The following is a 24,946-nucleotide window of genomic DNA, read 5'->3' as shown; positions in this document are numbered from 1 at the left end:
GAACCTTGCACCATGCCTCTAGCCCGAGCGAATCCTGAGCTAACTACGGAACCGTCGTGTGCCTTGGCAACGACGCAGCTACTTGAGAGCAACAGCCGGCGCTTCGGAGAGCGCGTGGTAACGACGGCCGAAGTAGATCAGCCCGTGCGCGGCCGACGAACAAAGCCCGACGGCAAGGACGCTCGCGATGATGATCGAATGCGTGCCGACTTCCGAGACCTCCTTGATTCGGCAGTCGAACGACACGACAGCGTTGCGCAGGATCGGCGCACCGGTCGCGAGCGTGGTCCACTCGGCCTTCTCGAAACGTTCGGGAATGGATAACGCACCGACGCCGGCGAAGGTGTCTGCCAGATGCTGTTGATGACCCGACAGACTGTTCACGCAGAACACGCCGTTCTGTTTGAGCGGCACGTTCTGCAGGCTCGAGCGATTCATACACAGCAGCAGGGTCGGCGGCGTATCGCTGACACTGCATACCGCGGACGCCGTAAAACCGAGCTTTCCGGCGGGCCCGTCCGACGTAATCACGTTCACGGCAGCGCCGAGCCGGGACATGCCGTCGCGGAACTGCTGTCGTGAGAGATCGCCTTCGTAAGTGGAAGTGTCCATTGCGTCTCCGCGCCTGTCAGGCCTGATAGCGCTCGACGAATGCCTGTGCCTGTTGCGGGCAAAGCAAGGTGTCGAGCATGCGATCCGGGCGAGCGAATCCGTTGAACAGCGCATCGCCTGCGTCGAGATTCTGTGCTGCCGTGGCAATCACGCTTGCGCCGGCCGAATCGAACGGTTCCAGGAAGTGATGGTTGAACTTGTAGGCCGCACGGCCATAGTTTTCCCAGAGATCGTCGTTGATCTGCGTCAGCCACTGTTCCGTCACGGGATGCTCGCCTCGCGCGACGATGACTTCGGCAAGGAAGTTGGCGCTGCGATTGGCGAACTGTCCGCCCTGTCCGCAGACCGGGTCGAACGTGATCGCCGTGTCACCGACCGGAATCACGTAGCCGCCGGACGGCATCTTGGCGAACGCCTGACGCACGGTGGGCGAGAATCGGCCGACCAGCCATGCGTGGGGATCGCCTTCGACGTAGGTCATGTCGTCGGCAATATGCGCTTCCCACGGTGCCGTATCCCGGATGATGTCGCACGCCGCCTTGACCACATCCTGTCCGGTCTTGCAGTCGCCGAAGCGATCCATCATGCCGCCCGGGCGGGCTTCGAGCAGGATGGCGAACGAGGCGCCGGCGGTCTTGTGCTCGTAAGGCACCCAGAAGTACTCGCCCACATCGCCATACTGATTGAACTTGACCGGCACGTACGGCACCCGATCCGAGAACCATTCGGTGTGCTTGCCCGACTTGCTCTGGACCACCGCCATGGCGAGGTTGCGCTGCGGACGGTCGTAGACGGCGCGTTCCGCGTGACGCGGGATGCATGCCGCGAGGTCGGCCTTGCCTGCGGCCAGCACGGTGAGGTCGTGCGTGGCGGCGATCTCGTCCATGCGCTCAAGCGTCACGCTCTCGATGACCAGCTTGCCGCCACGGCTTTCCAGATCCTCCAGCCAGCGGCTCACGCGCATACGCTGGTCGATTGCCGCACCACGACGACCGTACTCGGTGCGTCCCTGCACTGCCGTACGCGGACCGCCCACCGTCGCGAGGGTGTCGAGCAGGAAGCCATGCCCACGGAAGGACTTGTCCGACCAGTGATCCATGCCCAGCGAGCGCTCGATCTCGATGACTTCGTCATACAGGTACGCCGAACCCGTGGGCTTGGAGTGATTCAACCATTGATCGGGGGACCGATCCGAATAGAGCGTGACGTCGTAGTTCGATTTGAGCAGCGCGTAAGCCAGAATGCATCCTGCGGGACCAGCACCAATAATCGCAATCTTCTTCATTAATTCATCTCCATTGTCGTCTTGATGAAACGGTTGACGGCCGTTGCGTCGGGCTTTCGAAACCCTGACGCGGCGTCGTAACAAGCACTCAAACTATTCGTTCGTTCAGCCTCCTGTGGTGGTGCTCTGTTGTCGCAACCAGGCGGCGTAGCGTTCGATGCCCGCCTCCAGGCTGACTTGCGGGGAGTAGCCCAGATCCCGTTGCGCCGCCGAAATGTCGAACAACCCTTGACTCTCGTCCAGGCAATCGGGGCCCGCCTGTAACTGGATATCCGCTTCGGGGACGACGGCGCGCACGATCTCGGCGATCTGGCTGAACGTGACGCGGGATCCACCGGTGATGTTGTAGGTGCGACGTGGCAGCGTTGGCGCATCGAGTGCGCGGATCAATCCGTTGGCGGCGTCGTCGATGTGGATGAACTGGCGGTGAAAGTCGCTACCGAACGGCATGCGGGTCGGGCGCTGGCGAAGGGCGTCGGTCAGCATCGTGCGGATGACGCAGTCCGTCGTGCGGCGCGGGCCGTACACCCACGAAATGCGCGCGCTCACGCCATCGACGCCGTACTGTTTCGCGTAACTCTCGACGAGGTATTCGGACGCGACCTTGCTCGCGCCATAGAGGCTTTCCGGCTTCAGCGGCGAGTCTTCGCCGATACGGCCACCCTCGGGAAGGGCGATGTGCCCATAGGCGCTCGTCGACGAGCAGAAGACGAACCGTCGCGCCTGATGAATCCGCGCGATCTCCAGCATGTTCGCGGTGCCGACGATGTTCACCTGCACCATCGAATAAGGCTCGTCGCGCGCCACCATGGGCCCGGAGTAAGCGCCGCAATGGATGATGGCCGAGACGCCCTTGCGGGTCAGTTCATGAAGGCGATGGATCTCGGTGAGGTCGCATCGAATCACTTCCAGTCCATCGATGCTGTGTCCACCGGTTCTGTCGATGGCAATGACATCGTCTCCTCTGTCTTTGAGCTTGCGCGCAACTGCGGCACCCAGCAGTCCCGCAGCGCCGGTCACAACAATGGTCTCGGCTTTCGAATTCGTCATCGTCTGTCCTTTGAGTTTGTCTCTCTTACTGAATGGCTGCCCTGCATGCAGGCTAGATCATGTAAACAGTGTTGTTAACAATATATTTATTTGCAACTGAGAAAAAATTCTGGTTTACGATGAGTGTTGTTGTTTACATCAATGTAAACATGATTGGATATTTGACGTACACTCCTTTCATGAGACGACGAAGCGTTTGCCGACGCCGCGCGAGGTCCCGACAGATCACGAGATCACGCGTGTTTCGGTCAGCGGCAAACGCAGTCAATGAAGTGAACGGAGTGATCGGAATGAAAGTGAGTCGTGGCATTTCGACATTTGCCGAGGGGCGAGCGCCTGCCCGATGCGGCCTTGTCATTGGCAACTTCGATGGCGTGCATCGGGGGCACCAATCGGTGCTCTGGCATGCCCGCGTCGCAACGGCGAGGCTGGGGATTGCGCTGGTCGTGCTGACGTTCAACCGCCATCCCAAAGCGGTGCTCACGCCGGCGTGTGCGCCTACGGAGATTCTTCCGGTACGCGAGAAGCTGCTGGCGCTGGAAAAGTGCGACGTCGATCACGTCGTGCTGCAACCCTTCACCAGGGCGTTCGCGAGTCTGACGCCGGAGGCGTTCATCGAGGACGTGCTGGTCGGCACCCTGAACATTGCCTGGTTGCAGGTGAGCAAGGACTTCCGGTTCGGTGCAAAGCGGGCGGGAGACTTCGCGCTTCTGGCAAAGGCAGGCGAGCAGCATTCGTTCACCGTGAGCCGGAGCGACACGGTGCTGGATCGGGGGGTACCCATTTCCAGTTCGACGATCCGTCAGGTATTGAGCCGGGGCGACATGCGCGAAGCGGAGCGCCTGCTGGGGCGGGACCTTGCGTTTGCCGGCACGGTACTGGCTGCAGCCGGCGCGCGTGACGGCAAGCGATGGCTGCGTGTCAGGGTTGGCTATGTTCGGCCGAGTCTCGTCGGGCTATTCAATGCGCAAATCACGTTCAACGACAGGACAGTCGTTGACGGTGTCGTGGCGTTGAGTGGCGTGCCGGGTGCCAGTCATCGGGAAAAGCGCATTGCGGAGATTTTTCTTGACGGTGATGCGCCGCTGCCGGTCGGCAGGGCGGTTCGAATCCGAATCCTGGCGCCTTGCCGCGCTTTTCCTTCGGACGACACGTGCCTTGCCCACGAGGAAGATGCCATGGAAATGGCCGGACGCAGCGTTTGATCGAGCCGTCAGTGGTCCTGTGTTGCGATTGCCACGCGGTCCTCACGAATTTTAATTTAGTAATCCTGTTTAAATTCATTGAATCGAAAGGATGCCGGTCATGGAAAGACAAAGCAGTTTTGAGTTTGATACGGTGCTTCGGAACGCACGAGTGGCAACGGCGTCCGATGTCTTTTTGGCCGACATCGGCATTCGTGACGGCAAAATCGCGGCGCTCGGGGCGAACTTGCCATCTGCGAAGCACGAGATCGATGTCATGGGCCGCGTCGTAACGCCGGGCGGGGTCGATGCGCACTGCCATCTGGATGAACCGATGGAGCCCCCATTGAGAATGGCTGACGATTTTCTGACCGGAAGTCGCGCAGCGGCCTGTGGCGGAACGACGACCATCGTGCCGTTCGCCGTACAGCGTCGCGGCACTTCGCTCGCCGAAGCCGTCAAGGCGTATCACGCAAAGTCCGAGGGGCGGGCATGCATCGATTACGCCTTTCACATGATCGTGACCGATCCCACCGAGGTGCTGCTCAAAACGGAGCTGCCGCATCTCATCGAGAACGGCTATACGTCCTTCAAGATTTACATGACGTATGAAGACCTGAAGCTCGACGATTTTCAGATCCTCGATTTGCTGGCGGTCGCGCGTCAGTCGGGTGCCATGGCCATGGTGCATGCGGAGAACTCTGATTGCATTGAATGGCTGACGCGCAAGCTGGAGGCCGTGGGACGTACCGCACCGCGTTTTCATAGCCACGCGAGACCGATGCTGGTGGAGCGTGAGGCGACACACCGGGCGATTGCGCTGGCGGAACTGATCGATGTTCCGATTCTCATCGTGCATGTGTCGGGGCGTGAAGCCGTCGAGCAAATTCGTTCGGCACGCGGCAAGGGGCTTTCCATTTACGCGGAGACCTGTCCGCAGTATCTGTTCCTGACCGCCGACGATCTCGGTATCGACGACAGCTATCACGGCGCCCGTTGCGTGTGCAGTCCGCCGCCTCGGGACCGGCAAAATCAGGAAGTGATCTGGAACGCCATCAACGAAGGTCTCTTCTCCGTTTTCTCGTCGGATCATGCACCGTTCCGGATGGACGGCGTCGACGGGAAGCGCCCGGGCGGGCACGAACAGCCGTTCAGGCATATTCCGAACGGCATACCGGGCATTGAAACGCGCATGGCGTTGCTCTATTCGGAAGGGGTACTCGCGGGACGCATTACGTTGCCCCGATTCGTGCAACTGACGGCCACGGGGCCGGCCAAGGCTTATGGCCTTCATCCGAGGAAGGGGGCGATTGCGATCGGATCGGATGCCGATCTCGTGATCTGGGACGAGCGGGCGAAAACGATTGCGAATGCCGACCTGCACCACGGGGCCGACTACACCCCTTATGAAGGGATGCAGCTCAAGGCGTGGCCGGGGCTCACCATGAGCCGGGGCAAGGTCGTTTGGGACGGCGAGTCGTTCACCGGCGAGTCGGGGCACGGGAAATTTCTGCGATGTGGCTCGCCGACGCTCGGCCCCCGTCTTAGTCGTGGTGCGGGGCCAGGTTTTTTCGATGAGGTCTGAGCGCGCGTCGTTCTTGTCGGGGCGGTCGTGCTGCGGCAAAATGAGCAGCCTTGCGCGTGCGCACTGCCCGCACATTTTCTGGCCTTCGCCACGACATGACCGACTCCGCACTCATCTTCGAGCGTCACCGTCCGCGCCTGCAAGCGATTGCGTATCGCATGCTGGGCGCCGTCGCGGAAGCCGAGGACGTCGTGCAGGATGCGTGGCTGCGCTGGCACAACACCGACCCGCATGCGGTGGAGAACGCCGAAGCGTGGCTGGTCACGATCACGACACGCCTGTCCATCGACCGCCTGCGCGCGGCCAAGGCCGAGCGCGAGCACTACACCGGCGTCTGGCTGCCCGAGCCGGTGCTGATGGCCGAGGCGCCGCCGACGCCGGAGCAGGTGCACGAGTTCGCCGAAGACGTCTCCGTCGCCTTTCTCTACACACTGGAACGTCTCTCGCCGGACGCTCGCGCTGCCTTTCTGATGCGCGATGTGTTCGACGCCGAGTATGACGACATCGCGCAAACGCTGGAGAAGACGCCTGCCGCCGTCCGCCAGCTCGTACGACGCGCGCGAGAGACATTGCGCGACGGCAAGCCACGCGAGTCCGTGCCGCGTGCCACGCTGCATCGCTTGCTGACAGCCTTTGCCGACGCGATGCAGCGCAGCGACTTCCATGCGCTGCACGCGCTGCTGAGCGACAACGCAGAACTCATCGGCGACGGTGGCGGCAAGGTCTCGGCCTTCAGCCGTCTGGTCGGCGGGAAGCGGCTCGCACAGCTCTTCTTCGCGGGCACGCGTCGTTATGGCGACGCGCTGCGGGTCGAAGTGGCACGGGTCAACGGCGAATGGGCACTGCTGCGCTTCATCGATGGGCAACTGGAGTCGGTGCTCGCGTATGAGACCGATGGTGAACGCCTGACGCGCATTCTGGCGCAACGCAACCCGGACAAGCTGGCAGGGATCGCGGCGGCGCTCGCACGGCGCTGAGAAAATTTTTTTCATTTGATGTCACAAATCGATCCGGCGGCTCGTCTTAGCGGTATGGTCAACAAACCGCGGGCTCGCCATCATGTCGATATCCCTCTCAATGCTGCCGGTCAAACCCTCCGTCACGGGGCCGAGCACGCTGCCCGGCCGGGCTGGCGCCGATCGTGCTCGTCGTGCTGATTCGCTGGCGGACAGCTTCGCCACGAGTTATGCCGGTGTCGTGGCGTTTCTGGCCGTCGCGGCGGAAGGCAACTTCGTGAAGGCCGCCGACCGGCTGGGCATCGGCCGCTCGGCGGTCAGTCGCAGTGTTCAAAAGCTTGAGGCGCAGTTGGGCGTCCGGCTATTTGTGCGCACCACGCGCAACACCTCGCTCACGCCCGAAGGACAACGTTTCTACGATCAATGTCATCCCGGCGTGACGCGTATCGTGCAGGCGCTCGACGACATGCGGGAGCTACGCGAAGGCCCGCCGTCGGGACGATTGCGCGTGTCGTCGACGGTGAGCTTCGGCCGGCAGGTCGTAGCCCCCCTCCTCGCCGGATTCCGACGTGGCAATCCGGACATCGCTATCGAGTTGCTGCTTGACGACGCGCCTGTCGATCTGGCCGCCGACGGCGTCGATATCGCGTTTCGCAATGGCCGCATGGAAGACAGTCAGGTCATCGCGAAGCAGGTGATTCCCATGCAGATGGTGTTGTGCGCGTCGCCCGAATACGTCGCCAGACATGGATTGCCGACGAGTCTGGAGACGCTTGCCGATCACAGTTGCGTGAATTACCGGCTGGCGTCCGGTCGACTGTGCGAATGGGAGTTCAGGAAGGACGACCGTCCGCTCAAGGTCGCGCCGAACGCCATGCTGACGTTCAACGATGCCGATCTGGTCCTGCAATCGGTGCTGGACGGTCAGGGGATTGCGCAGATGGCGGCCTATCAGGTAAGCCACCATCTACGTGCCGGAACATTGATGGCGTGCCTTGCGCAACACGCGCCCGACGACTATGGGCACTACTTGTGTTTCCTGAGCCGTCAGCACCTGCCGGCCCGGATGCGCGTGTTCATTGACTACATGACCGAGCGCATCCGCTCGCTGGACTTGCAAGTCTTTGACGGGGTGCTGCTGAAGCAGGCGTAATCAGCAAGCTGGCGCGTTGCGTGGGCGACGACCGGCGATAGCCGGTGTCATCGCCGGTCGCCGTAAGGCGTGTTCAACTGAGATTCGCCTTGTCGAGGCCGTATGCCTTGTCGGCCGAGCCGGGCACCGTACGGAAGCCGACGTTCAGCCGATTCCAGCCGTTAATGGCCATGACAGCGAAACTGAGATCCGAAATTTCCTTCTCGGACAGGTGCGCGCGTACCTGCTCGTAGATGTCGTCGGACACGCCGTGCGGGGCCAGCGTCGTCAGGGCTTCGGTCCATGCCAGGCAGGCGCGCTCGCGCGGGGAAAAGAGGGGAGACTCGCGCCAGATCGCCACGTGATGCAGGCGAAGCTCGCGCTCACCGCGAATCTTCGCCTCTTTCACGTGCATGTCGAGGCAGAAGCCGCAGCCATTGATCTGCGATGCACGAACCTCGATCAGGCTCAGGATCGAGGATTCGATGGTGCTCGACTTCAGCAACATGCCGAACTCGACGAATTTCTTGAAAAGCTCGGGCGACTGGGCGAAGGCGTTCAGACGTTGACTCATGGTGGCGACCTCGATGGGTTGACGCGTCCCGATGCGGTTCGGTCAGGACGCTAAGGCATAAAACAGCCTCTTCATCTTAGATGTCGACACCGAATGGCAGAAGATCCGGGGTGGGGCGCACCATGTTGCCCCGGCGGCAACAATCATCCGTCCGAAGCCTGTCACAAACCATACCGGGATAACGACTTGCCTTCCTAAGCGAGCACTGTGCGCAGACACTGGCAATCGTTCTCGACGCCACGGATACCATCATGATTACGGCAACACGGCAGGGCGAGCCATATGGCGTCCAATTGACCAATGGGCGTTGTCTGGTGTCCTCGGACACGCAAAAGGGTGGGAAAGGTGGGCGTGCGGGCATGCGACCGCATGAGCTGCTGGAGAGTGCGCTTGCAGCGTGCATTCGCATGTCCATCGATATGTCTGCCGAGCGCGCGGGTGCCACACTTCCCGCCGTCACAGTCAAAGTGACGATCGACAGGCAAGACCACGAAACCGCGTTCGACGTGTCTCTTCACTTCTCGACAGCCCCCTCGCCGGCGCACGAGTCACTTGCTCGTGAGGCGGTGCGAGCATCACCCGTTGCGCAGACACTGGGCAAGCCCATCGCGATTCGTCCAGCGGCAATCGTCATTCCTTGATAGGGAGGGGGCATTTATCATGGGCGACCAAACCATCGAAGCCCTCTCGTCGGCAATGCGCCAACTTGCACCGATTGGCGGGATGCTATTGAACTGATGGGTGATAGGTTTCTGGTCCCCGGCGTTTGCGCCGTTGACCCGCCTGATCGAATATTCCAGACACGGAGAATCTACGCTTGCCTGCTCCATCGAAACTGTTTTTCCTGCCGGGCGCATCCGGAAACACGGCGTTCTGGCAGCCGCTCGCGAATCTGCTGACCACCCCCGCCAAGAAAGTCATCCTTCCCTATCCGGGGTTCGGTCAGGAGCCGCCGGCGCCTGATGTCAACGACATCGACGATCTCGTTCGAAAGGTCGTCTCTCACATCGACGAGCCCACGGCCTTGATTGCTCAATCCATGGGAGGGGTGTTAGCGATTCGCGCAGCGCTGGAAAGGCCTGATCTGATAACCCATCTTGTATTGACGGTGACGTCTGGCGGCATCGATACACGCGCGCTGGGTGCGGCAGATTGGCAAAGCGGATTTATCAATGCCAATCCGTCTTTCCCGAATTGGTTCACGTCGTTCACCGCTGATCTGACTGACGAACTCAGCCGAATTGCACAGCCTGTCCTCTTACTTTGGGGGGATGCAGATCCCATCAGTCCGCTAGCGGTTGGCCAGCGGCTGCGCGAACTGCTGCCTGACGCTAGGTTGCACGTCGTCCCAGGGGGTAACCATGATCTGGCGCATGAGCACGCGTCGGAACTCGCAGGCCTTGTCGATGCGCACCTATCGCGGACCGGCGCGGGTGACCGGTCCTGATCACCAGATCGATTCGAAAGATTTCATATCGGAACACATGGACGCCCGACTTCCCCCTCCCGGCGCGGTACTTCTGCTGATCGACTTGCAGCGTGCGATTGACCATCCCAGTTGGGGCGAGCGAAATAACCCCGATGCCGAGCGACAAGTCGGTCGATTACTGGCTCACTGGCGTTGTCGAGGGTGGCCTGTGTGGCACGTTCGGCACGACTCCACAAATCCCGCGTCTCACTACCGGCCGGGCCAGCCAGGACATGCATTCAAGCCAGAGACAGCCCCGGTGGCAGGGGAGTTGATCATCCCGAAGCAGACGAACAGTGCGTTCATCGGGACCGACCTGGAAGATCGGCTTCGGGCCGGAGGGCTCGACGCGTTGGTTGTGGCGGGCGTCATCACCAATAATTCAGTGGAAGCCACGGTCCGCATGGCCGGTAACCTTGGTTTCAAGACATGGCTCGTGTCTGACGGCTGCTTCACGTTTGCACGCACAGACTGGAACGGCGCACCACGAAGCGCCGAAGAGGTTCACGCGATGTCACTCGCCAATCTGGACACCGAATATTGCACCGTCACGACTGCCGATGCGTTATTGCCTGCGTGAGCACGACCAAATCGACCGGAGCCGAGCGAGCATTGACGGGGCGTCGGTGTCGAGCCCCCAGGGGGGCGACGTCGGAACTGACAAGTGGTGGACGGTTTCGCAAAGTCCTGAAGACAGGCGCTGTCAGGATGCGATTTCCTTTCCACGACGGAGGTCGACGATGAATCCCCTTAGTGCCGCAACCCTCAGTTCCGTACCGACGGCGACGCGGACGCTTCACCGGCATTTGTGCCCGCTTCGCGAGCGTTTTCAAGCCGATCTCGCCACGGTTCGCCTCACGCGCAGAGGCGAGCTTCGCGCGGCGGTAATCCCCAACGCTGTGATTGTGGAGCCACGTGGCGCGGGGCACCCGTTACCGACGCCCTCGTCAGCGCGTATGGCCGAGCCGGCAGCGCCGAAGCCCGCAGTGGATTTCATGTTTTTTCGCGAACCGTTGAAGGCGAACCCCGCGCTCGTCGAGAAGTGGGGTGTCGCGGCGAAGGCCGGAAGCGAATCCGAAGCGTGGTCTGCCTTCGTTGGCGATATCAGCGAACGGTTCTTCAAAGGCAGCCGCCGACAGCGCGTGATGGATGCGCTGATCCTGAGCCTTGACGTCCTGCCGCCGCAGCATCGGGCAGATGCCCTCGCATGTCTCCTGACTGACGGCAGCGAAGGCCTCGCCGCCGTCGAAGAGTTCTGGGAGTACGTCGGGATGGAACGCATTCCCGACGTCGACCGGGCGCGTGTGGCGGCATTGTTGCTTCGCTACGAGATCGGCAAGTAAGGTCGGCGAGTATGACGGGCGTCGTTGTGCTTCGACATTGCCCGTCGCGCCAACCCGCTACGTTCACAACACACCGAGCACGGCCTTCGGTTCCATGACGGCTTCGATTCCGAAGGTGCCGTACTCACGTCCGATGCCCGATTGTCGTTGCGAAGCCGGCCGCAGTCGAATGACCGATGTCGGCACGGTGGTATGTGCCTTGCGGGGCGAAAACGGCCGTTCATGAATGGCTGCAAACGGATGAATCCACAGCCAGTAACAGACCGTTGCCTTGGGCCGCACCAAGACATACACACACGCTCGGCACCGATTCAGTTCGCATACCTACGATACGCCCTAAAGTTTTCCGGTTCGCTGCCGTTGTCCATGCGAGCGGAGTAGATACGACGCGCTAGACATTAGGCTAAAGAGTTTTCACCACTAATTCGCGGATCTGGACAGTCAGAAAAAAATGACCAATGAGTTAACTGAATCGAAAATTCAGCAAGCACTTGAATGGGCCTACGACAAGGCTTTAAATGGCATTCCCGGAGCGGGAACCGCAGAGGAATTGGCGGCGCAATACCTGAAAGACAGCGATTCACCGCTTGATGCCGTCAACTCGCTAATCCGTTGGCAAAATACCAAGGCAGCGACCTCGGGATTTCTCGCCGGGTTAGGCGGGATCGTGACGTTGCCGGTCACGATTCCCGCCAACGTCGCGAGTGTTCTGTATGTGCAGTTGCGAATGATCACAGCAATTGCCTACATCGGAGGCCACGATCCTAAGGATGACCGGGTGAAAGCGCTCGCTTACACTTGTCTCGCGGGAAGTGCGGCAAAGGACATCCTGAAGGATGCGGGCATCGCCATCGCGCAAAAGATCGCAATCAACTCGATCAAGGGCATTAGCCGCGCAACGATCACGAAGATCAATCAGGCAGTTGGATTTCGCTTGATCACGAAATTTGGCACTACCGGGGTCATCAATCTTGGTAAGGCCGTACCGCTACTCGGCGGCATCGTGGGCGCCACATTTGACTCTGTGACCACCAATATAGTTGGCAACGTCGCCCGAGACACATTTGTCGCCTCCGCAGATACGTTGGCGGCCTGATCTCGCGTTGCGGTTCGCGTGAAAGTTGATGGACCCCGTTCGCCCTGCTTGGAAGGGCCGTCAACCTCGCTGATTACCTCGTCGGCCAGCAGGATGTCGAGAACGACCGTTTACGCCTCGAAAGTAGCTGCCGAAATCACGCGTGCGCGTAAGGTCGAAACGTATCGAGCAGAGCCGACCGTGTTGGGCGGTGGGGCTACTGCGCGCAGCGGCGGACATGCAAACGTCGATTTCTCCCAAGATAACGGACGTGCCCAGATCATGTCAGTCGAGTCGGCTATACCCGAAAGCATAGATATCGAAGTGACATGATCGTGCTGCCAGCTGGCAGATCATCCCAAAACCGAACGCTTTTATTCCTTAGTTCCAAGATTCCTATGGCCAAACCGACCGATCGAGATCGCCTTTTGTGGTTGCTAAATGAAGAAGGCGGCACATCGAATCAACAAGCAAAAACAATATTGAATGTTTCTGATCAACGATATGGCCGGTTGAAAGATGAACTTCTCGGCGAAGCGTTAATTGAGAAATATCGCTGCCGCTCGGGCGGTATATCCTTAACCGCCAAAGGCGTAAAACATCTCGCGCCCTCACCAGAATCGGCCGTCGGAAAAGAAGCAGATCTCTATGAGGAACTGGTTAATGTTATCGACCATGAAGCCTACGATAACGAAGAGAACGCGTTTGGTTTCGATATCGGGTCGCTTCGCAATCGTGGCAAGTGGACTAATCCGGATGTTGTTAAATTTTCAGTCCGAAACTATCCGCGACAACGTATCGATAAGCTTATCGTAACAACTTACGAAGTAAAGCAATGGCGAAGATGGAATGTAGAAGCGGTCTATGAGGCAGCATCACATCGCAAATTCGCACATGAGGCATATGTGGTGCTTGAATGGGCAAAAGGGGCCGAGCTGGAGGGACTGGAAGTCATGGAGTCCGCCTGCAGCCGCTTCGGGGTTGGCCTTATAACGTTACATAAACACTACAGCGGCTTCCGCAAACTCATACAACTTGAGGCGGTACCGAATGTACCCTCGGAAGATGATGTCGAGGATTTCCTTGAGTATGTACTTTCGCGGAAAGCTGATGCGGACAAGGCATTTGCAGATCTCTGGACAAAGCGTGGCGTTGCCTGATCGCCCTCTGGAGGGAAGGAGATCACACCTCTCGCGAACTACGAAGTGTGGGGAATTCTAATGAGGCGAGGTATACATGATCAGATTCGGCGATGTTTTCGGTATCAAACGGCGCAATTCCTCTATGAATGAAAAGCACTTGGCCCTCTACATGGGGTACGCGTTTAGTCACGGGATCAATGTTCAGCACCTTCTCGCACCTAGCGAGCTAGCGGTTCCGTACGTTGTTTACTGGGACAACGAGACGCCCACACCGGTCCCCTATTCCGCAGCGACTCAGCATGAGGCGGTTGCAAATGCGCGATCAGCACGAGAACAGGCTGTCGGTGTGTCGGGATGGTCGTCCGGTCGAGAAGGAACCGTCACTCAGAACGACGGCACAAAATTGGATATTTTGTTGATCGAGGGTTGGGTGCCAGGACTTGATGTACCACTCGAGATGTTCGTGTATTACAGGACGCAACCGTTCAGGCTGATCCACGGATTCATGTGGAAAGAACATGCGCAAGCGCGAAAAGAACGCCATTCCTTTATGGCCGACTTCCAGCGCGGCATCCTGATGCAGCCATTCGGTCAACGATGTATGGAAGACGTTGAAAATGCGGAGCGCGTCCAGTTCGTGCGGTGATAGTCGCCCGAGACTCGAGCATTTACGCCAGGCATCCGGATCGGAAGCTATCGAATTCATCAGGCAATGCTGCAGCGTCAATGGCAACAGATGAATAGCCGCTTTGCAGAAGAACAAATGTCGTTCGGGGTCGAAAACCGCCATTCGTTTTCGGCGGCATCACCCCCATCATTCCGCTGCACTACCGGGATCGCTCGCCGCAGCGTCCTTTTCCGGCGGCCATCGGTTTTCGAAAACGTACTCGTCCAGCGGTGCGCGAGACGCCCAGCCTTCCTGTTCCAGCATCGGGGCGTCGTAGAACTCGGTCACGTGTCCGAGGCAGAGAATCGCGACCGGCTTTGCACCCGCGGGCATTTCCAGCAGTTGCGCGACTTCGTCGGGATCGAAGATCGACACCCATCCCATGCCGAGACCTTCCGCGCGGGCGGCCAGCCACAGGTTCTGAATCGCGCAGGATACCGAGGCCAGATCCATCTCCGGTAACGTGCGTCGGCCGAAAACGTGCCGCTCGCGTCCGTCCATCAGCGCCATCACCAGGATCTCGGCGCACTGCTGCATGCCCTCGACCTTGAGCTTCATGAATTCGTCGTGGCGAGCACCGAGTGCGTCGGCCGTCTTGTGCCGCTCACGTTCTACCGCATCGTGCAACGCCGAACGCAGGGCGGGCGACGTCACCCGCACCACGCGCCAGGGCTGCATGAAACCAACGCTCGGGGCGTGATGCGCGGCGTCGAGCAGTCGTGCGAGGACCTCGGGATCGACGGGCGTCGGCATGAAATGGCGCATGTCGCGCCGCTCGTAGATCGCGCGGTAGACGGCGGCGCGTTCGCGCTCGCTAAAAGGCTGTGCCATGAAAGAGTGCGGCAGTAAGCGCCGGGTTCGACGGCCAGTAGCCGTGCAGATAGCTCGCCACGATCGCGCCTTGACGGTACACCGGCTCACCCGTCGTGCTGGCAGCGCTGCCGGGCCGTGTCGTGTGGTAAATCGGCACCATCGACGTGGCCATGCGCGTGTAGTGAAAGGTGTGCCCCCTGAGCGTGCCGTGCGATGTCTCCAGCGCCTGCATGCCGAGACCGGCGAGGCGTTTTTGCAGCGTGGCGTGCCCGGGCAGAATGCCCAGCATGGATGTCGAGACGCCGTCGGCATCCGTCAGCTTTTCCAGCAAATACAGCATGCCGCCGCACTCCGCCACGATGGGCTTGCCTGCCGCCGCATGCGCACGCACGCTCGCAGCGCTACGCGTATTGCCTGCAAGCCGCGCCGCATGTAGTTCGGGATAGCCGCCGGGCAGGAACAGGGCATCCGTCGCGTCGGGAACGGCGTCGTCCGCGAGCGGCGAAAAATACGTCACGTGTGCGCCCATCGTCTCCAGCAGACGAAGGTTCTCCGGGTAGATGAACGAGAACGCGGCGTCACGCGCGACGGCGATGCGCTTGCCGTCGAGAAATTTCGGGATGTCCGGCATCGCATCCGAAGGCGGCGCGTCGAAGCTGACCGGCGGCGGGAGGTCGGCAAGTGCGGTGCCGGCGAGCGCCTGCGCGGTCGCAGCAATCCGGGCATCGAGCCGATCGATTTCATCGGCCTGATGCAGACCGAGATGTCGGGCGGGCAGTGTCATCTGCGCCGATGTCGCGAGATGCCCAAGCCATCGCAAGTCAGCAGGCATGCCTTCGCGCAACAACTGCGCATGACGCGGCGAACTCACGTGATTCGCGAGTACGCCATGCATCGGCAACCCGGGCCGGTAGTGGGCCAGTCCTGAGGCAATCGCCCCGAACGTCTGCGCCATCGATTTCGCGGAGATGACAGTGACGACAGGCACGCCGAACGTCATCGCCAGATCGGCGCTGCTCGGGGTGCCGTCGAACAATCCCATCACACCTTCGATGAGAATCAGGTCGGCCTCGCGCACAGCCTCCGCCAGCAGACGACGGCATTGCGCAGCGCCCACCATCCACAGATCGAGCGTCTGGACGCACGCCCCGCTGGCGCGCTCGAGAATCTTCGGGTCGAGAAAGTCGGGACCGGTCTTGAAGACGCGAACGCGGCGTCCCTGCTCGCGATGCCATTGCGCCAGACCGGCCGTGACCGTGGTCTTGCCCTGACCGGACGCAGGCGCACTCACGAACAGCGCGGGGCACGACGCCATGATCAGAACTCGACGCCCTGTTGCGCCTTCACACCCTGCTCGCGATACGGATGCTTCACCAGACGCATCTCGGTGACGAGGTCCGCCGCTTCGATCAATTCGTCCGGCGCATGACGGCCGGTGACCACGACGTGCTGCATTTCGCCACGTGCGGTGAGCACGCCGAGCACTTCGTCGAGCGGCAGATATTCGTACTTCAGGACGGTATTGAGCTCATCGAGAATCACCATACGGTAGTTGCCGCTCTCGATCATGTCGACGGCCGCTTGCCAGCCCTTGCGTGCGGTGGCGATGTCGGCGTCGCGGTTCTGCGTGTTCCAGGTGTAGCCGTCACCCATCGTGATGAAGTCGCACTGCGGGTGGCTGCCGAGGAAGTCGCGCTCGGACGTATGCAGCGCGCCCTTGATGAACTGCACCACGCCAATGCGCTGGTCGTGACCGAGCATGCGCACGGCCATGCCGAACGCCGCCGTGCTCTTGCCCTTGCCGTTGCCCGTATGCACGATCAGCAGGCCCTTTTCGGTCGTCGCGGCAGCTTGCTTCTTTTCGTGCCCTTCGCGACGTCGCTGGGTCATGCGCAGGTGGGATTCGCTATCTGTCTTCATCGTTTCGTGACTCCGGTTGAGCGTCGTGCTGAGGGTTGTCTGAGGCGGCGATGGTGGTCGTCACCGCGATGGCGACGGTGATGCCGTCGCCGGCGTATTTCTTCGCGAGCAGCGTGCCGCCGGACGATGCCAGCACGGCGCAAGGCTCGCACACCGCGCGCACACCCATGTGGGCAAGCACGGTGTCGGAGCGGGGCAATTGGGGATGCGCGTCGAGACACGCCTCGATCTGCGCAGGTGTATAGCCTGCCAGACGAATGCCGTGGTGCTCGCAGAAGCGCACGAGCGCCGGATCGCCGGCCTTCTTGTCGAGCGTCGCGAGGGTGGCGACCTCGGCCAGCGAGCGCGAGCCTAGTGCCGCGAGTACCGCGGCTTCGATCTGTGCTGTCGTCATGCCTTGCCGAAAACCGATGCCGAGGCTGAGCGGGCGCTGCGCCGTGGGGCGTCGGGAAATCCCGGCGATCTCACTGCCGGCATCATCACCGTCGATCATGCCGGGGCGCTGCGCGAGCGACACCACGTCGCCGATCACGATGATCGACGGCGATCCGATGGCCGCCGCACGAACCTCGGCAGACAAGGTGTGCAGCGTGGCAATGACGTGACGCTGCGCCGGGAGCGTTGCCGACTCGATGGCCGCGCACGGGGTGTCCGGCGACATGCCCGCTTGTTGCAACTGATCCGTGATGTCTTGCAGACGGCGAATGCCCATGTAGATCACGAGCGTCAGGCCCGTGGCCGCAAGCGCTCGCCAGTCCGGCTCGTCTTCGCCTGCGCTGTGCCCCGTCACGAAAATCACGCCCTGTGCCAACCCCCGGTGAGTGACGGGGATGCCGAGCGTCGTCGGTGCCGCAATGCCGGCGGTTATCCCGCCCAGGATCTCGACGGGCACTCCCGCCGCCTGCAACGCTTGCAGTTCCTCGCCGCCGCGCCCGAACACGAAGGGGTCGCCGCCTTTCAGGCGCGCCACGCTTCGGCCTGCACGAAGGTGGGAGAGCATCAGCGCGATGATCTCGCGCTGCGGTGTGGACGCATGCCCGCCGCGTTTGCCGACGTAGACGATCTGCGCGTGCGGCGCGGCCATCGCCAGAATGCCGGGATTCACGAGATCGTCGACCAGTACGACATCCGCCTGGCCAAGCGCTCGCATGGCCTTGACGGTGATGAGTTCGGGGTCGCCCGGTCCGGCGCCGATCAGCCACGCACGACTCATTGCTGGCCTCGCTCGGCGTAATCGTGGTGAAGTTCGCACGGGACGTGCATCGTGCAGCACGAGACGAAAACGGCACCCGACATGGGACGCGATGCAGGACGCAGACGTGCCACCGGGACCGGGGCAGGGCGATGACTCATAAGCGGGACGACGGGGGAGGGCATGAGCGGTCGGCTGCGGTGCGCGGAACGAATGCGCGGTAACGCCCTTCATGCCCCTCATCGAGGGAGCAGGGGGACCGAAAATTTGGTGGCGAGGATACCACAGGCCTTGTGCGGCTCGCTTCGCGCCCGTTCGCCCCGGCGGTGCCCCGATTGTAGGCATCGGCGGGGCGGCTTGAGGGAGGCTTAGGGCCAGCGTCTCGCCTTGACGGAGCGGTATCCGGCACCTACACTCGCGGCTAATCTGGTGCTCGCGCACACGTTCAGGCGTGCGCAGTTAAACGGGAAACAGACGGGCGGCGCGCCCCCTCATGGGGTCGACGCGACGCCCCAGCCTGTGCTGCCCCCGCAACGGTGAAACGAAGGTGCCGCAGTCATGCGACGCCAGGCCGACTTCAACCCCGCACGTGTTTCGCGGGGCGAGACCACTGCGCTAATGCCCTGACGGGCAGCGTGGGAAGGTGAAGCGGCCATTTCGTCAGCCCGGATACCGGCCGGAGAAGACGATTGGCACTGCGGGTAGGCGGTGTGCAGTCAAACCTTCAGTTTTGCCACGTTTCCTCCGCTTTCCCGATGCAGCCGTCACCGGCGGCGCGGCCGTGTCCTGCCGGACTGGTCGAATGCCATGCCGGCAATACCGACAGCACCGACGACCGGGCCGGAAGAGGCGTGTCACCACGCTTTGCCTTATTCCATGTCGACTTCCATGCGCAAGATCCCCGTGACCGTGATCACGGGCTTTCTCGGCAGCGGTAAAACCACGCTGCTGCGTCACATCCTGTCCAACAACAACGGCCTGCGCGTCGCGGTCATCGTCAACGAATTCGGCGAACTGGGCATCGACGGCGAAATCCTCAAAGGTTGCGGCATCGGCTGCGACGACAACGGTCAGGAGACCGAAGGCCAACTGTACGAACTGGCCAACGGCTGCCTGTGTTGCACTGTCCAGGAGGAGTTCTTCCCCGTGATGGAAGCGCTGGTGGAGCGTCGCGACCAGATCGACCATGTGCTCATCGAGACGTCCGGCCTCGCGTTGCCCAAGCCGCTGGTGCAGGCGTTCAACTGGCCGTCGATCCGCAACAGCTTCACCGTCGACGCCGTGATTACCGTGGTCGACGGTCCTGCCGCCGCCAGAGGTCAGTTCGCCGAAGATCCGGTGGCCGTCGACGAACAGCGCAAGGCCGATCCGAACCTCGACCACGAATCGCCCCTGCACGAACTTTTCGAAGACCAGTTGAGCGCGGCGGATCTGGTCATTCTCAACAAGACCGATCTGCTCGACGACGCGGCGCAAGCCAGCGTGTCGGCCCTGATTCGCGACGAACTGCCCTCGCACGTGAAGATCGTGCCGGCGAGCAACGGCAACCTCGATCTGAGCGTGCTGCTCGGCCTGAACTCGGCCTCCGAGGAAACCATCGACCAGCGCCACGACCATCACGGTTCGGCGGACGATGCGGACCACCACCACGACGAGTTCGACTCGGTCATGGTGTCGGCATCGCTCATGGCACCGGCGTCGCGCGACTCGGTCATCGCCGCGTTGAGCCAGTTGGTGCAGAACCACACGATCTACCGCGCCAAGGGGTTCGCGGCGTTGCCGGGCGCACCGATGCGTCTCGTGATTCAGGGCGTCGGCAAGCGTTTCGACAGCTATTTCGACCGTCACTGGCGCGATGGCGAAGCGCGCGGCAGCCGCTTCGTGCTGATCGGCGAAGACCTCGACGCCGACCAACTCCAGCGCGAATTCGACGCGGCACTGGGCGTGAGCGCCACGTCGGCCACGTCTACCGCAGCGGCCTGAGCCGGGGAAGACGCGTCGCATGCATCTGTTACGGACAGTCCCCGGCGGCTTTGTCGATGACGCCGCCGGCGTGATCCGCATCGATCAGCAGCCCGCCGACATCGTGGTGCTCAGTTCGGCCGACACCACGCTGTCGTTGCTCGCGAGCGTGGTCGAGCGGCTCGGCGACGATTTCCCGAGCCTGCGCCTTGCCAACGTCACGTATCTGCGTCAGCCGGCGTCGGTCGACTTCTATGTCGACGATGTCTTGCAGCATGCGCGCGTCGTGGTGGTCGACCATCTGGGGGGCGAAGCTTACTGGCCGTATGGCATCGAGAGGATCGTCGAGCTGGCGCAGCGTCGCGGCCAGATGCTGGTGATGTTCTCCGGCGACTTGCAGGAAGACCCGAACCTGACGGCGCTGAGCACGGCAAGCCCCGAGTTCTGTACGCGCCTGTGGCGCTATCTGCGTCAGGGCGGACCGGTCAACGCCGAGGCGTTCCTGCGTGCCATCGCGTGGCACGCGCTCGGCTGGGGCGACGAACCGCCGCTGCCGGTCGCCGTGCCCAATGCCACGCTGTACCACCCGGATCCGCGATCGCCGACCCGAGTCGCCACGATGGACGACTGGCAGGCCTGCTGGCATGCCGGGGCGCCCGTCGTCGCCATCCTGTTCTACCGCGCGCACTTGCAGGCGGCGAATACCGGCGTGTTCGACGCCCTGATCGATGCGCTGAGCGCGCGGGGTCTGAATCCGTTGCCGATCGCGATTACGTCGCTCAAGGACGCTCTCAGCCGCGACGTCGTGCAGCAACTCTGCGACACCTACGACGTCTCGCTGGTCCTCAACACCACGGCCTTCTCCACCTCGACGCCGGAAGATCCGCGCCAGTCGCAGGTCTTCGGCAACGACGCGCCGGTGTTGCAGGTGATTCTCAGCGGCGGCAATCGCGACGATTGGGTCAAGGACAATCAGGGCCTCAACTCCCGCGATATCGCAATGCATGTCGCGCTGCCGGAAGTCGACGGCCGCATCATCACGCGGGCGATCAGCTTCAAGGGCCTCGACTATCGCTGCCCGCGCACCGAGGTCGACGTCGTGCGCTATCAGCCGGACAAGGAACGTGTTGCGTTCGTGGCCGAACTCAGTCGCCGCTGGTGCCTGCTGCGCACGAAGCCCAACGCGCAGAAGCGTCTTGCGCTGGTGCTCGCGAACTACCCGGCGAGCGAGGGACGCATCGGCAACGGTGTCGGACTCGATACCCCGGCGTCGGTCGTCGAGATCCTGACCTTGCTGCGCGACGAAGGTTACCGCGTCGACGAACTGCCCGACGACGGCGAAGCGCTGATGGCACGCCTGACGCGTGGCGTGACGAACGATCCCGAGACGCGTGCGTTGCGCCCGGCCTTCCAGAGCTACGCGCTCGACGACTATCTCGCAGCGTTCGCGCAGTTACCGGCAGACGTGCGCGACGCGCTTAACGAACGCTGGGGGCCGGCAGATCAGGACCCCACCGTCCGGCAGGGGCGCTTCATGATTGCCGGCTCGCGATGCGGCAACGTGTTCGTAGGCATCCAGCCGTCGCGCTCTCGCATCGACGGCGATTACGCCAGCTATCACGACGCCGAACTCGTCCCGCCGCACGCCTATCTCGCGTTTTACTTCTGGCTGCGCCACACGGTCGACGTCGATGCCGTCGTGCATGTGGGCAAACACGGCAGTCTCGAATGGCTGCCCGGCAAGAGCGTGGCGCTGTCCGACAGTTGCTGGCCGGACCTGACGCTCGGCCCGCTGCCCCATCTGTACCCGTTCATCGTGAACGATCCGGGCGAGGGCAGTCAGGCGAAGCGTCGCGCGCAGGCCGTGATCATCGATCATCTGATGCCGCCGCTCACGCGCGCCGAATCGTATGGCCCGCTTCAGGATCTGGAGCGTCAGGTCGACGAGTATTACGAAGCGTTGATGGTCGATGCGCGCCGCGCCAGGCTGCTGCGCAGCACGATCCTCGAGACCATCGTGCGTCATCGTCTGCACGAGGAGCTGAGCCTCGACGCCCCGAACGATACGGACGCGGAAGACGAACTGCTCACCCGCGTGGACACCTGGCTGTGCGAGTTGAAGGAGACGCAGATTCGCGACGGCCTGCACATCTTCGGCCGTTCGCCGACGGGGCGCGAACGTCGCGACACGTTGCTCGCGCTGATGCGTTTCCCGGTGCGTGGCGGGCAGGGCCGCGACGCCAGCCTCATCGATGCGCTGGCGAAAGACTTGCAGATCGACGACCGGTTCGATCCGCTGAAGGCCGAATGGTCGGCGCCGTGGGACGGACCGCGTCCGGCGTTGCTCGCGCAGGTGAGCGATGCACCGTGGCGTCATCAGGGCGATACGCGAGAGCGACTGGAGTTGCTGGCGACGAACCTGCTGGAGACGTTGACCGGCGAGGACGGAGAGCCCGCCGCGTCGCTCGAAGGCAAGACACAGCATCTGAGCGCGACGCGCGAAGTGCTGGCGCGAGCGCGGGACGAAGTACTGCCGTCGCTCGATGCGTGCGGCAGCGAGGAGCTAAGACATCTGCGGCGCGGTCTCGAAGGACGCTTCGTGCCGCCGGGGCCGAGCGGCGCGCCCTCGCGCGGACGCCCGGACGTGCTGCCGACGGGGCGCAACTTCTACTCCGTCGACACGCGCGCGATTCCCACGCAGACGGCATGGGCGCTCGGCGTGAAGTCGGCGCGCCAGTTGATCGAACGTCATTTGCAGGATCACGGCGATTACCCGCGCGCCATCGGCCTGTCGGTGTGGGGCACGGCCACGATGCGCACCGGTGGCGACGATATCGCGCAGGCATTCGCGTTGCTCGGCGTGCGTCCGAAGTGGGCTGCCGGCAGTCACCGCGTGACGGACTTCGAAATTCTGCCGCCGGGCGGCATGGAGCGTCCGCGTATCGACGTGACGCTGCGGGTGTCCGGCTTCTTCCGCGACGCCTTCCCGAATGTCATGCACCTGTTCGACGCTGCGGTGCAGGCCGTGGCGGCGCTCGACGAGCCGGAAGACATCAACCCGATCCGCGCGCGTGTGCTGCGTGAGCGCGACGCCTGGATGGCGCGCGGCCTCGACGCTGATGAGGCACGCAAGCGTGCAGGCTGGCGCGTCTTCAGCTCACGCCCGGGCACTTACGGCGCAGGCTTGCAGGAGATGATCGACAACGGCCTGTGGCAGACGGACGAAGATCTCGCGCAAGCCTATCGTGAGTCCGGCGGCTATGCGTATGCGCAGGCGAGTGCCGGTGAGCAGGCGCATGGCGTGTTTGCGACGCGTCTGGCGAGCATCGACGTCGTTTTGCAGAATCAGGACAATCGCGAGCACGACGTGCTCGACTCGAACGACTACTACCAGTTTCAGGGCGGCATGACGGCGGCCGTGCGGCACTTCTCGGGGCAGCAACCCGAGGTGTACCACGCCGACCACAGCCGCCCGGATGCGCCGCGCGTGCGCCCGCTCACCGAAGAGATCGCCCGCGTGATCCGTGCGCGTGTCGTCAATCCGAAATGGCTCGACGGGGTGAAGCGTCACGGTTACAAGGGCGCGGCGGAGATTGCCGCCACGGTCGATTACCTGTTCGGTTACGACGCCACGGCGCGCGTGGTGTCGGACCATCAATACGGGCTCGTGACCGACGCCTGCCTGAACGACGCCCACACGCGCGAGTTCATGCAGCGCCACAACCCTCAGGCACTGCGCGGCGTGTGCGAGCGCCTGCTCGAAGCCATCGGTCGGGGCCTGTGGCAATCGCCCGGCGCCTACCGTGAGCAAATCGAAAATCATCTCCTGGCCGTCGGGCAGGAAATCGAACGGAGCGTGTCGTGACATCGCCCAACGAACTGAGCGCGTCTGAGATGCCGCCAATGCCGCAGCTGTTTCCTTCATTTCCCCTGACGGCACTCGTCGGTCAGGCGCCACTGCGCGACGCCTTGCTGCTGATCGCCGTCGATCCGTCGATTGGCGGCGTGCTGATCACCGGCCCGCGCGGTACGGCGAAATCGACGGCGGCCCGCTCGCTGGCCGATCTGCTGCCCGACTGTCCTTTCGTGACGCTGCCGCTGGGCGCGACCGAGGAGCGCCTGATCGGTGCGCTGGATATCGACGAAGCGCTGCGTGGCGGCGGCGTGAAGTTCTCGCCGGGCCTGCTGGCGCGCGCGCATCAGGGCGTGTTGTACGTCGACGAGGTGAACCTGCTGGCCGATGCGCTCGTCGACGTGGTGCTGGACGTTGCCGCGAGCGGCATCAACGTCGTGGAGCGCGACGGGGTATCGCACCGGCACGCAGCGCGCTTCATGCTCGTCGGTACGATGAATCCGGAGGAGGGCGAGCTGCGGCCCCAGTTGCTGGATCGCTTCGGCCTGACGGTCGTGCTGGAGAACTGTTTCGATCCGCAGGTGCGTCAGCAAATCGTGAAGACGCGGCTGGCGTTCGATCTCGATCCGGCGGCGTTTCACGCGCGATGTGCACCGGCGCAGGCCGAGCTTCGTCAGCGCATTCTCGACGCGCGTGCAGCGCTGGCCGATGTCGGCATCGACGATGACGTGCACGACGCCGTGAGCGCCCTGTGTATCGAAGCGCAGGTCGATGGCATGCGCGCGGATCTCATCATGCTGCGTGCGGCACGGGCACTGGCCGCGCTGGAAGGTTCGCCGATGGCCACGCGCGCGCATGTCGAGCGCGTGGCGGAGTCGGTGCTGGGGCATCGTCGTCATGCGCCCGCGCAAGGGGCGTCGTCCGGCCGTCCGCCTCAGGACACCGGCGGTACTGCACAAGAGGCCCGTGAGGCTGACGCCGGGAACGCACCGCAGAGCAGTGGGGCAGGCGACGCGGCCCCCGATTGGGGCTATCTGCCGCCCGAGCCCATCGGAACGACTCGCGTGAAGGGCGTGGTCCCGCTGTCGTCAAAAAAACGCTGAACCATCGGGAGCGCGCCGCCGTCGGCTCGT

Annotated in this window: 22 protein-coding genes, 1 pseudogene and 1 riboswitch; of the genes and pseudogenes, 14 read left to right on the top strand and 9 right to left on the bottom strand. The window is 62.5% G+C overall.

The window, feature by feature from the left end; translation table 11 throughout:
- Nucleotides 1-78: 78 nt before the first annotated feature.
- The 3 genes from A9762_RS08100 to A9762_RS08090 form a co-directional block, all read right to left on the bottom strand.
- A complete protein-coding gene (locus tag A9762_RS08100; RefSeq protein WP_069341524.1) occupies nucleotides 79-612 on the bottom strand; it encodes a flavin reductase in 534 nt (177 codons plus the stop codon).
- Nucleotides 613-628: 16 nt separating this feature from the next.
- Entirely contained in the window at nucleotides 629-1,897 is a 1,269-nt protein-coding gene (locus A9762_RS08095) for a styrene monooxygenase/indole monooxygenase family protein (RefSeq protein ID WP_069341523.1), read from the bottom strand.
- A 105-nt stretch (nucleotides 1,898-2,002) separates the two neighbouring features.
- Complete coding sequence (locus A9762_RS08090; RefSeq protein WP_069341522.1) at nucleotides 2,003-2,947, bottom strand: NAD(P)-dependent oxidoreductase; 945 nt, start codon at nucleotides 2,945-2,947, stop codon at nucleotides 2,003-2,005.
- 290 nt (nucleotides 2,948-3,237) lie between these two features.
- On the opposite strand from A9762_RS08090, the gene A9762_RS08085 reads away from it, so the two are divergent.
- The 4 genes from A9762_RS08085 to A9762_RS08070 all read left to right on the top strand — a co-directional run bounded on the left by A9762_RS08085 (nucleotide 3,238) and on the right by A9762_RS08070 (nucleotide 7,825).
- Nucleotides 3,238-4,152 carry a hypothetical protein gene (locus A9762_RS08085; RefSeq protein ID WP_069341521.1) on the top strand — a complete coding sequence of 305 codons (915 nt, stop codon included), beginning with the start codon at nucleotides 3,238-3,240 and terminating at the stop codon, nucleotides 4,150-4,152.
- Between the two features lie 100 nt (nucleotides 4,153-4,252).
- Nucleotides 4,253-5,716, top strand: coding sequence for a dihydropyrimidinase (gene hydA / locus A9762_RS08080; protein WP_069341520.1), 1,464 nt, complete (start codon nucleotides 4,253-4,255; stop codon nucleotides 5,714-5,716).
- Between the two features lie 95 nt (nucleotides 5,717-5,811).
- Nucleotides 5,812-6,693, top strand: a complete 882-nt coding sequence (locus A9762_RS08075; protein WP_069341519.1) for an RNA polymerase sigma-70 factor — start codon at nucleotides 5,812-5,814, stop codon at nucleotides 6,691-6,693.
- Nucleotides 6,694-6,775: 82 nt separating this feature from the next.
- Nucleotides 6,776-7,825, top strand: a complete 1,050-nt coding sequence (locus tag A9762_RS08070) for a LysR family transcriptional regulator (protein ID WP_240493478.1) — start codon at nucleotides 6,776-6,778, stop codon at nucleotides 7,823-7,825.
- 73 nt (nucleotides 7,826-7,898) lie between these two features.
- Here the strand turns inward: A9762_RS08070 and A9762_RS08065 are convergent, their stop codons facing one another.
- Nucleotides 7,899-8,378: a carboxymuconolactone decarboxylase family protein gene (locus A9762_RS08065; RefSeq protein ID WP_069341518.1), complete on the bottom strand. Its 480-nt coding sequence runs from the start codon at nucleotides 8,376-8,378 to the stop codon at nucleotides 7,899-7,901.
- 251 nt (nucleotides 8,379-8,629) lie between these two features.
- On the opposite strand from A9762_RS08065, the gene A9762_RS29165 reads away from it, so the two are divergent.
- From A9762_RS29165 to A9762_RS08025, 7 genes are all read left to right on the top strand, one after another.
- The gene (locus A9762_RS29165; protein WP_069341517.1) at nucleotides 8,630-9,019 is read left to right on the top strand and encodes an OsmC family protein; all 390 of its coding nucleotides are present in this window, start codon (nucleotides 8,630-8,632) and stop codon (nucleotides 9,017-9,019) included.
- A gap of 176 nt (nucleotides 9,020-9,195) precedes the next feature.
- Nucleotides 9,196-9,825, top strand: a complete 630-nt coding sequence (locus A9762_RS08055; RefSeq protein ID WP_069341516.1) for an alpha/beta fold hydrolase — start codon at nucleotides 9,196-9,198, stop codon at nucleotides 9,823-9,825.
- On the top strand, nucleotides 9,785-10,426 hold the full coding sequence (locus A9762_RS08050) for a cysteine hydrolase family protein (RefSeq protein ID WP_371442596.1): 642 nt from the start codon (nucleotides 9,785-9,787) through the stop codon (nucleotides 10,424-10,426). The genes A9762_RS08055 and A9762_RS08050 overlap by 41 nt, the downstream gene beginning before the upstream one ends.
- 376 nt (nucleotides 10,427-10,802) lie before the next feature.
- Nucleotides 10,803-11,189: a hypothetical protein gene (locus A9762_RS28880; protein ID WP_069341515.1), complete on the top strand. Its 387-nt coding sequence runs from the start codon at nucleotides 10,803-10,805 to the stop codon at nucleotides 11,187-11,189.
- 451 nt (nucleotides 11,190-11,640) lie between these two features.
- Nucleotides 11,641-12,285 (top strand): EcsC family protein, encoded by a 645-nt coding sequence (locus A9762_RS08035; RefSeq protein WP_069341513.1) that lies wholly within the window; start codon nucleotides 11,641-11,643, stop codon nucleotides 12,283-12,285.
- A gap of 377 nt (nucleotides 12,286-12,662) precedes the next feature.
- On the top strand, nucleotides 12,663-13,424 hold the full coding sequence (locus A9762_RS28480; RefSeq protein WP_139133133.1) for a hypothetical protein: 762 nt from the start codon (nucleotides 12,663-12,665) through the stop codon (nucleotides 13,422-13,424).
- 76 nt (nucleotides 13,425-13,500) lie between these two features.
- Nucleotides 13,501-14,052 (top strand): hypothetical protein, encoded by a 552-nt coding sequence (locus A9762_RS08025; RefSeq protein ID WP_069341511.1) that lies wholly within the window; start codon nucleotides 13,501-13,503, stop codon nucleotides 14,050-14,052.
- Between the two features lie 168 nt (nucleotides 14,053-14,220).
- Here A9762_RS08025 and bluB read toward each other — a convergent pair whose 3' ends face one another.
- The 5 genes and pseudogenes from bluB to cobA all read right to left on the bottom strand — a co-directional run.
- Nucleotides 14,221-14,904 carry a 5,6-dimethylbenzimidazole synthase gene (gene bluB / locus A9762_RS08020; RefSeq protein WP_069341510.1) on the bottom strand — a complete coding sequence of 228 codons (684 nt, stop codon included), beginning with the start codon at nucleotides 14,902-14,904 and terminating at the stop codon, nucleotides 14,221-14,223.
- Complete coding sequence (locus A9762_RS08015; protein WP_069341509.1) at nucleotides 14,888-16,201, bottom strand: cobyrinate a,c-diamide synthase; 1,314 nt, start codon at nucleotides 16,199-16,201, stop codon at nucleotides 14,888-14,890. Before A9762_RS08015 ends, bluB begins: the two co-directional genes overlap by 17 nt.
- 2 nt (nucleotides 16,202-16,203) lie before the next feature.
- On the bottom strand, nucleotides 16,204-16,806 hold the full coding sequence (cobO, locus tag A9762_RS08010) for a cob(I)yrinic acid a,c-diamide adenosyltransferase (protein ID WP_069341508.1): 603 nt from the start codon (nucleotides 16,804-16,806) through the stop codon (nucleotides 16,204-16,206).
- A complete protein-coding gene (locus A9762_RS29400) occupies nucleotides 16,793-17,299 on the bottom strand; it encodes a cobalamin biosynthesis protein (RefSeq protein WP_371442605.1) in 507 nt (168 codons plus the stop codon). Before A9762_RS29400 ends, cobO begins: the two co-directional genes overlap by 14 nt.
- Nucleotides 17,297-18,019, bottom strand: a pseudogene (gene cobA / locus A9762_RS29395) (uroporphyrinogen-III C-methyltransferase); the annotation flags it as partial. The pseudogene cobA and the gene A9762_RS29400, both read right to left, overlap by 3 nt.
- Before the next feature lie 389 nt (nucleotides 18,020-18,408).
- A riboswitch (cobalamin riboswitch) is annotated at nucleotides 18,409-18,694 on the top strand.
- A 192-nt stretch (nucleotides 18,695-18,886) separates the two neighbouring features.
- On the opposite strand from cobA, the gene cobW reads away from it, so the two are divergent.
- Genes cobW through A9762_RS07990 form a run of 3 tightly spaced genes read left to right on the top strand, consistent with a single transcriptional unit; the run spans nucleotide 18,887 to nucleotide 24,916 of the window.
- A complete protein-coding gene (gene cobW, locus A9762_RS08000; protein WP_305778316.1) occupies nucleotides 18,887-19,981 on the top strand; it encodes a cobalamin biosynthesis protein CobW in 1,095 nt (364 codons plus the stop codon).
- 19 nt (nucleotides 19,982-20,000) lie between these two features.
- Complete coding sequence (gene cobN, locus A9762_RS07995) at nucleotides 20,001-23,825, top strand: cobaltochelatase subunit CobN (RefSeq protein WP_069341506.1); 3,825 nt, start codon at nucleotides 20,001-20,003, stop codon at nucleotides 23,823-23,825.
- Between the two features lie 38 nt (nucleotides 23,826-23,863).
- Entirely contained in the window at nucleotides 23,864-24,916 is a 1,053-nt protein-coding gene (locus A9762_RS07990; RefSeq protein ID WP_240493476.1) for an ATP-binding protein, read from the top strand.
- Nucleotides 24,917-24,946: the final 30 nt, after the last annotated feature.

This window comes from Pandoraea sp. ISTKB (assembly GCF_001721285.1).
Classification (GTDB): Bacteria; Pseudomonadota; Gammaproteobacteria; order Burkholderiales; family Burkholderiaceae; genus Pandoraea; species Pandoraea capi.
Note: the sequence above shows the minus strand (reverse complement) of the source record. Positions and strands in the feature narration are given on the sequence as shown.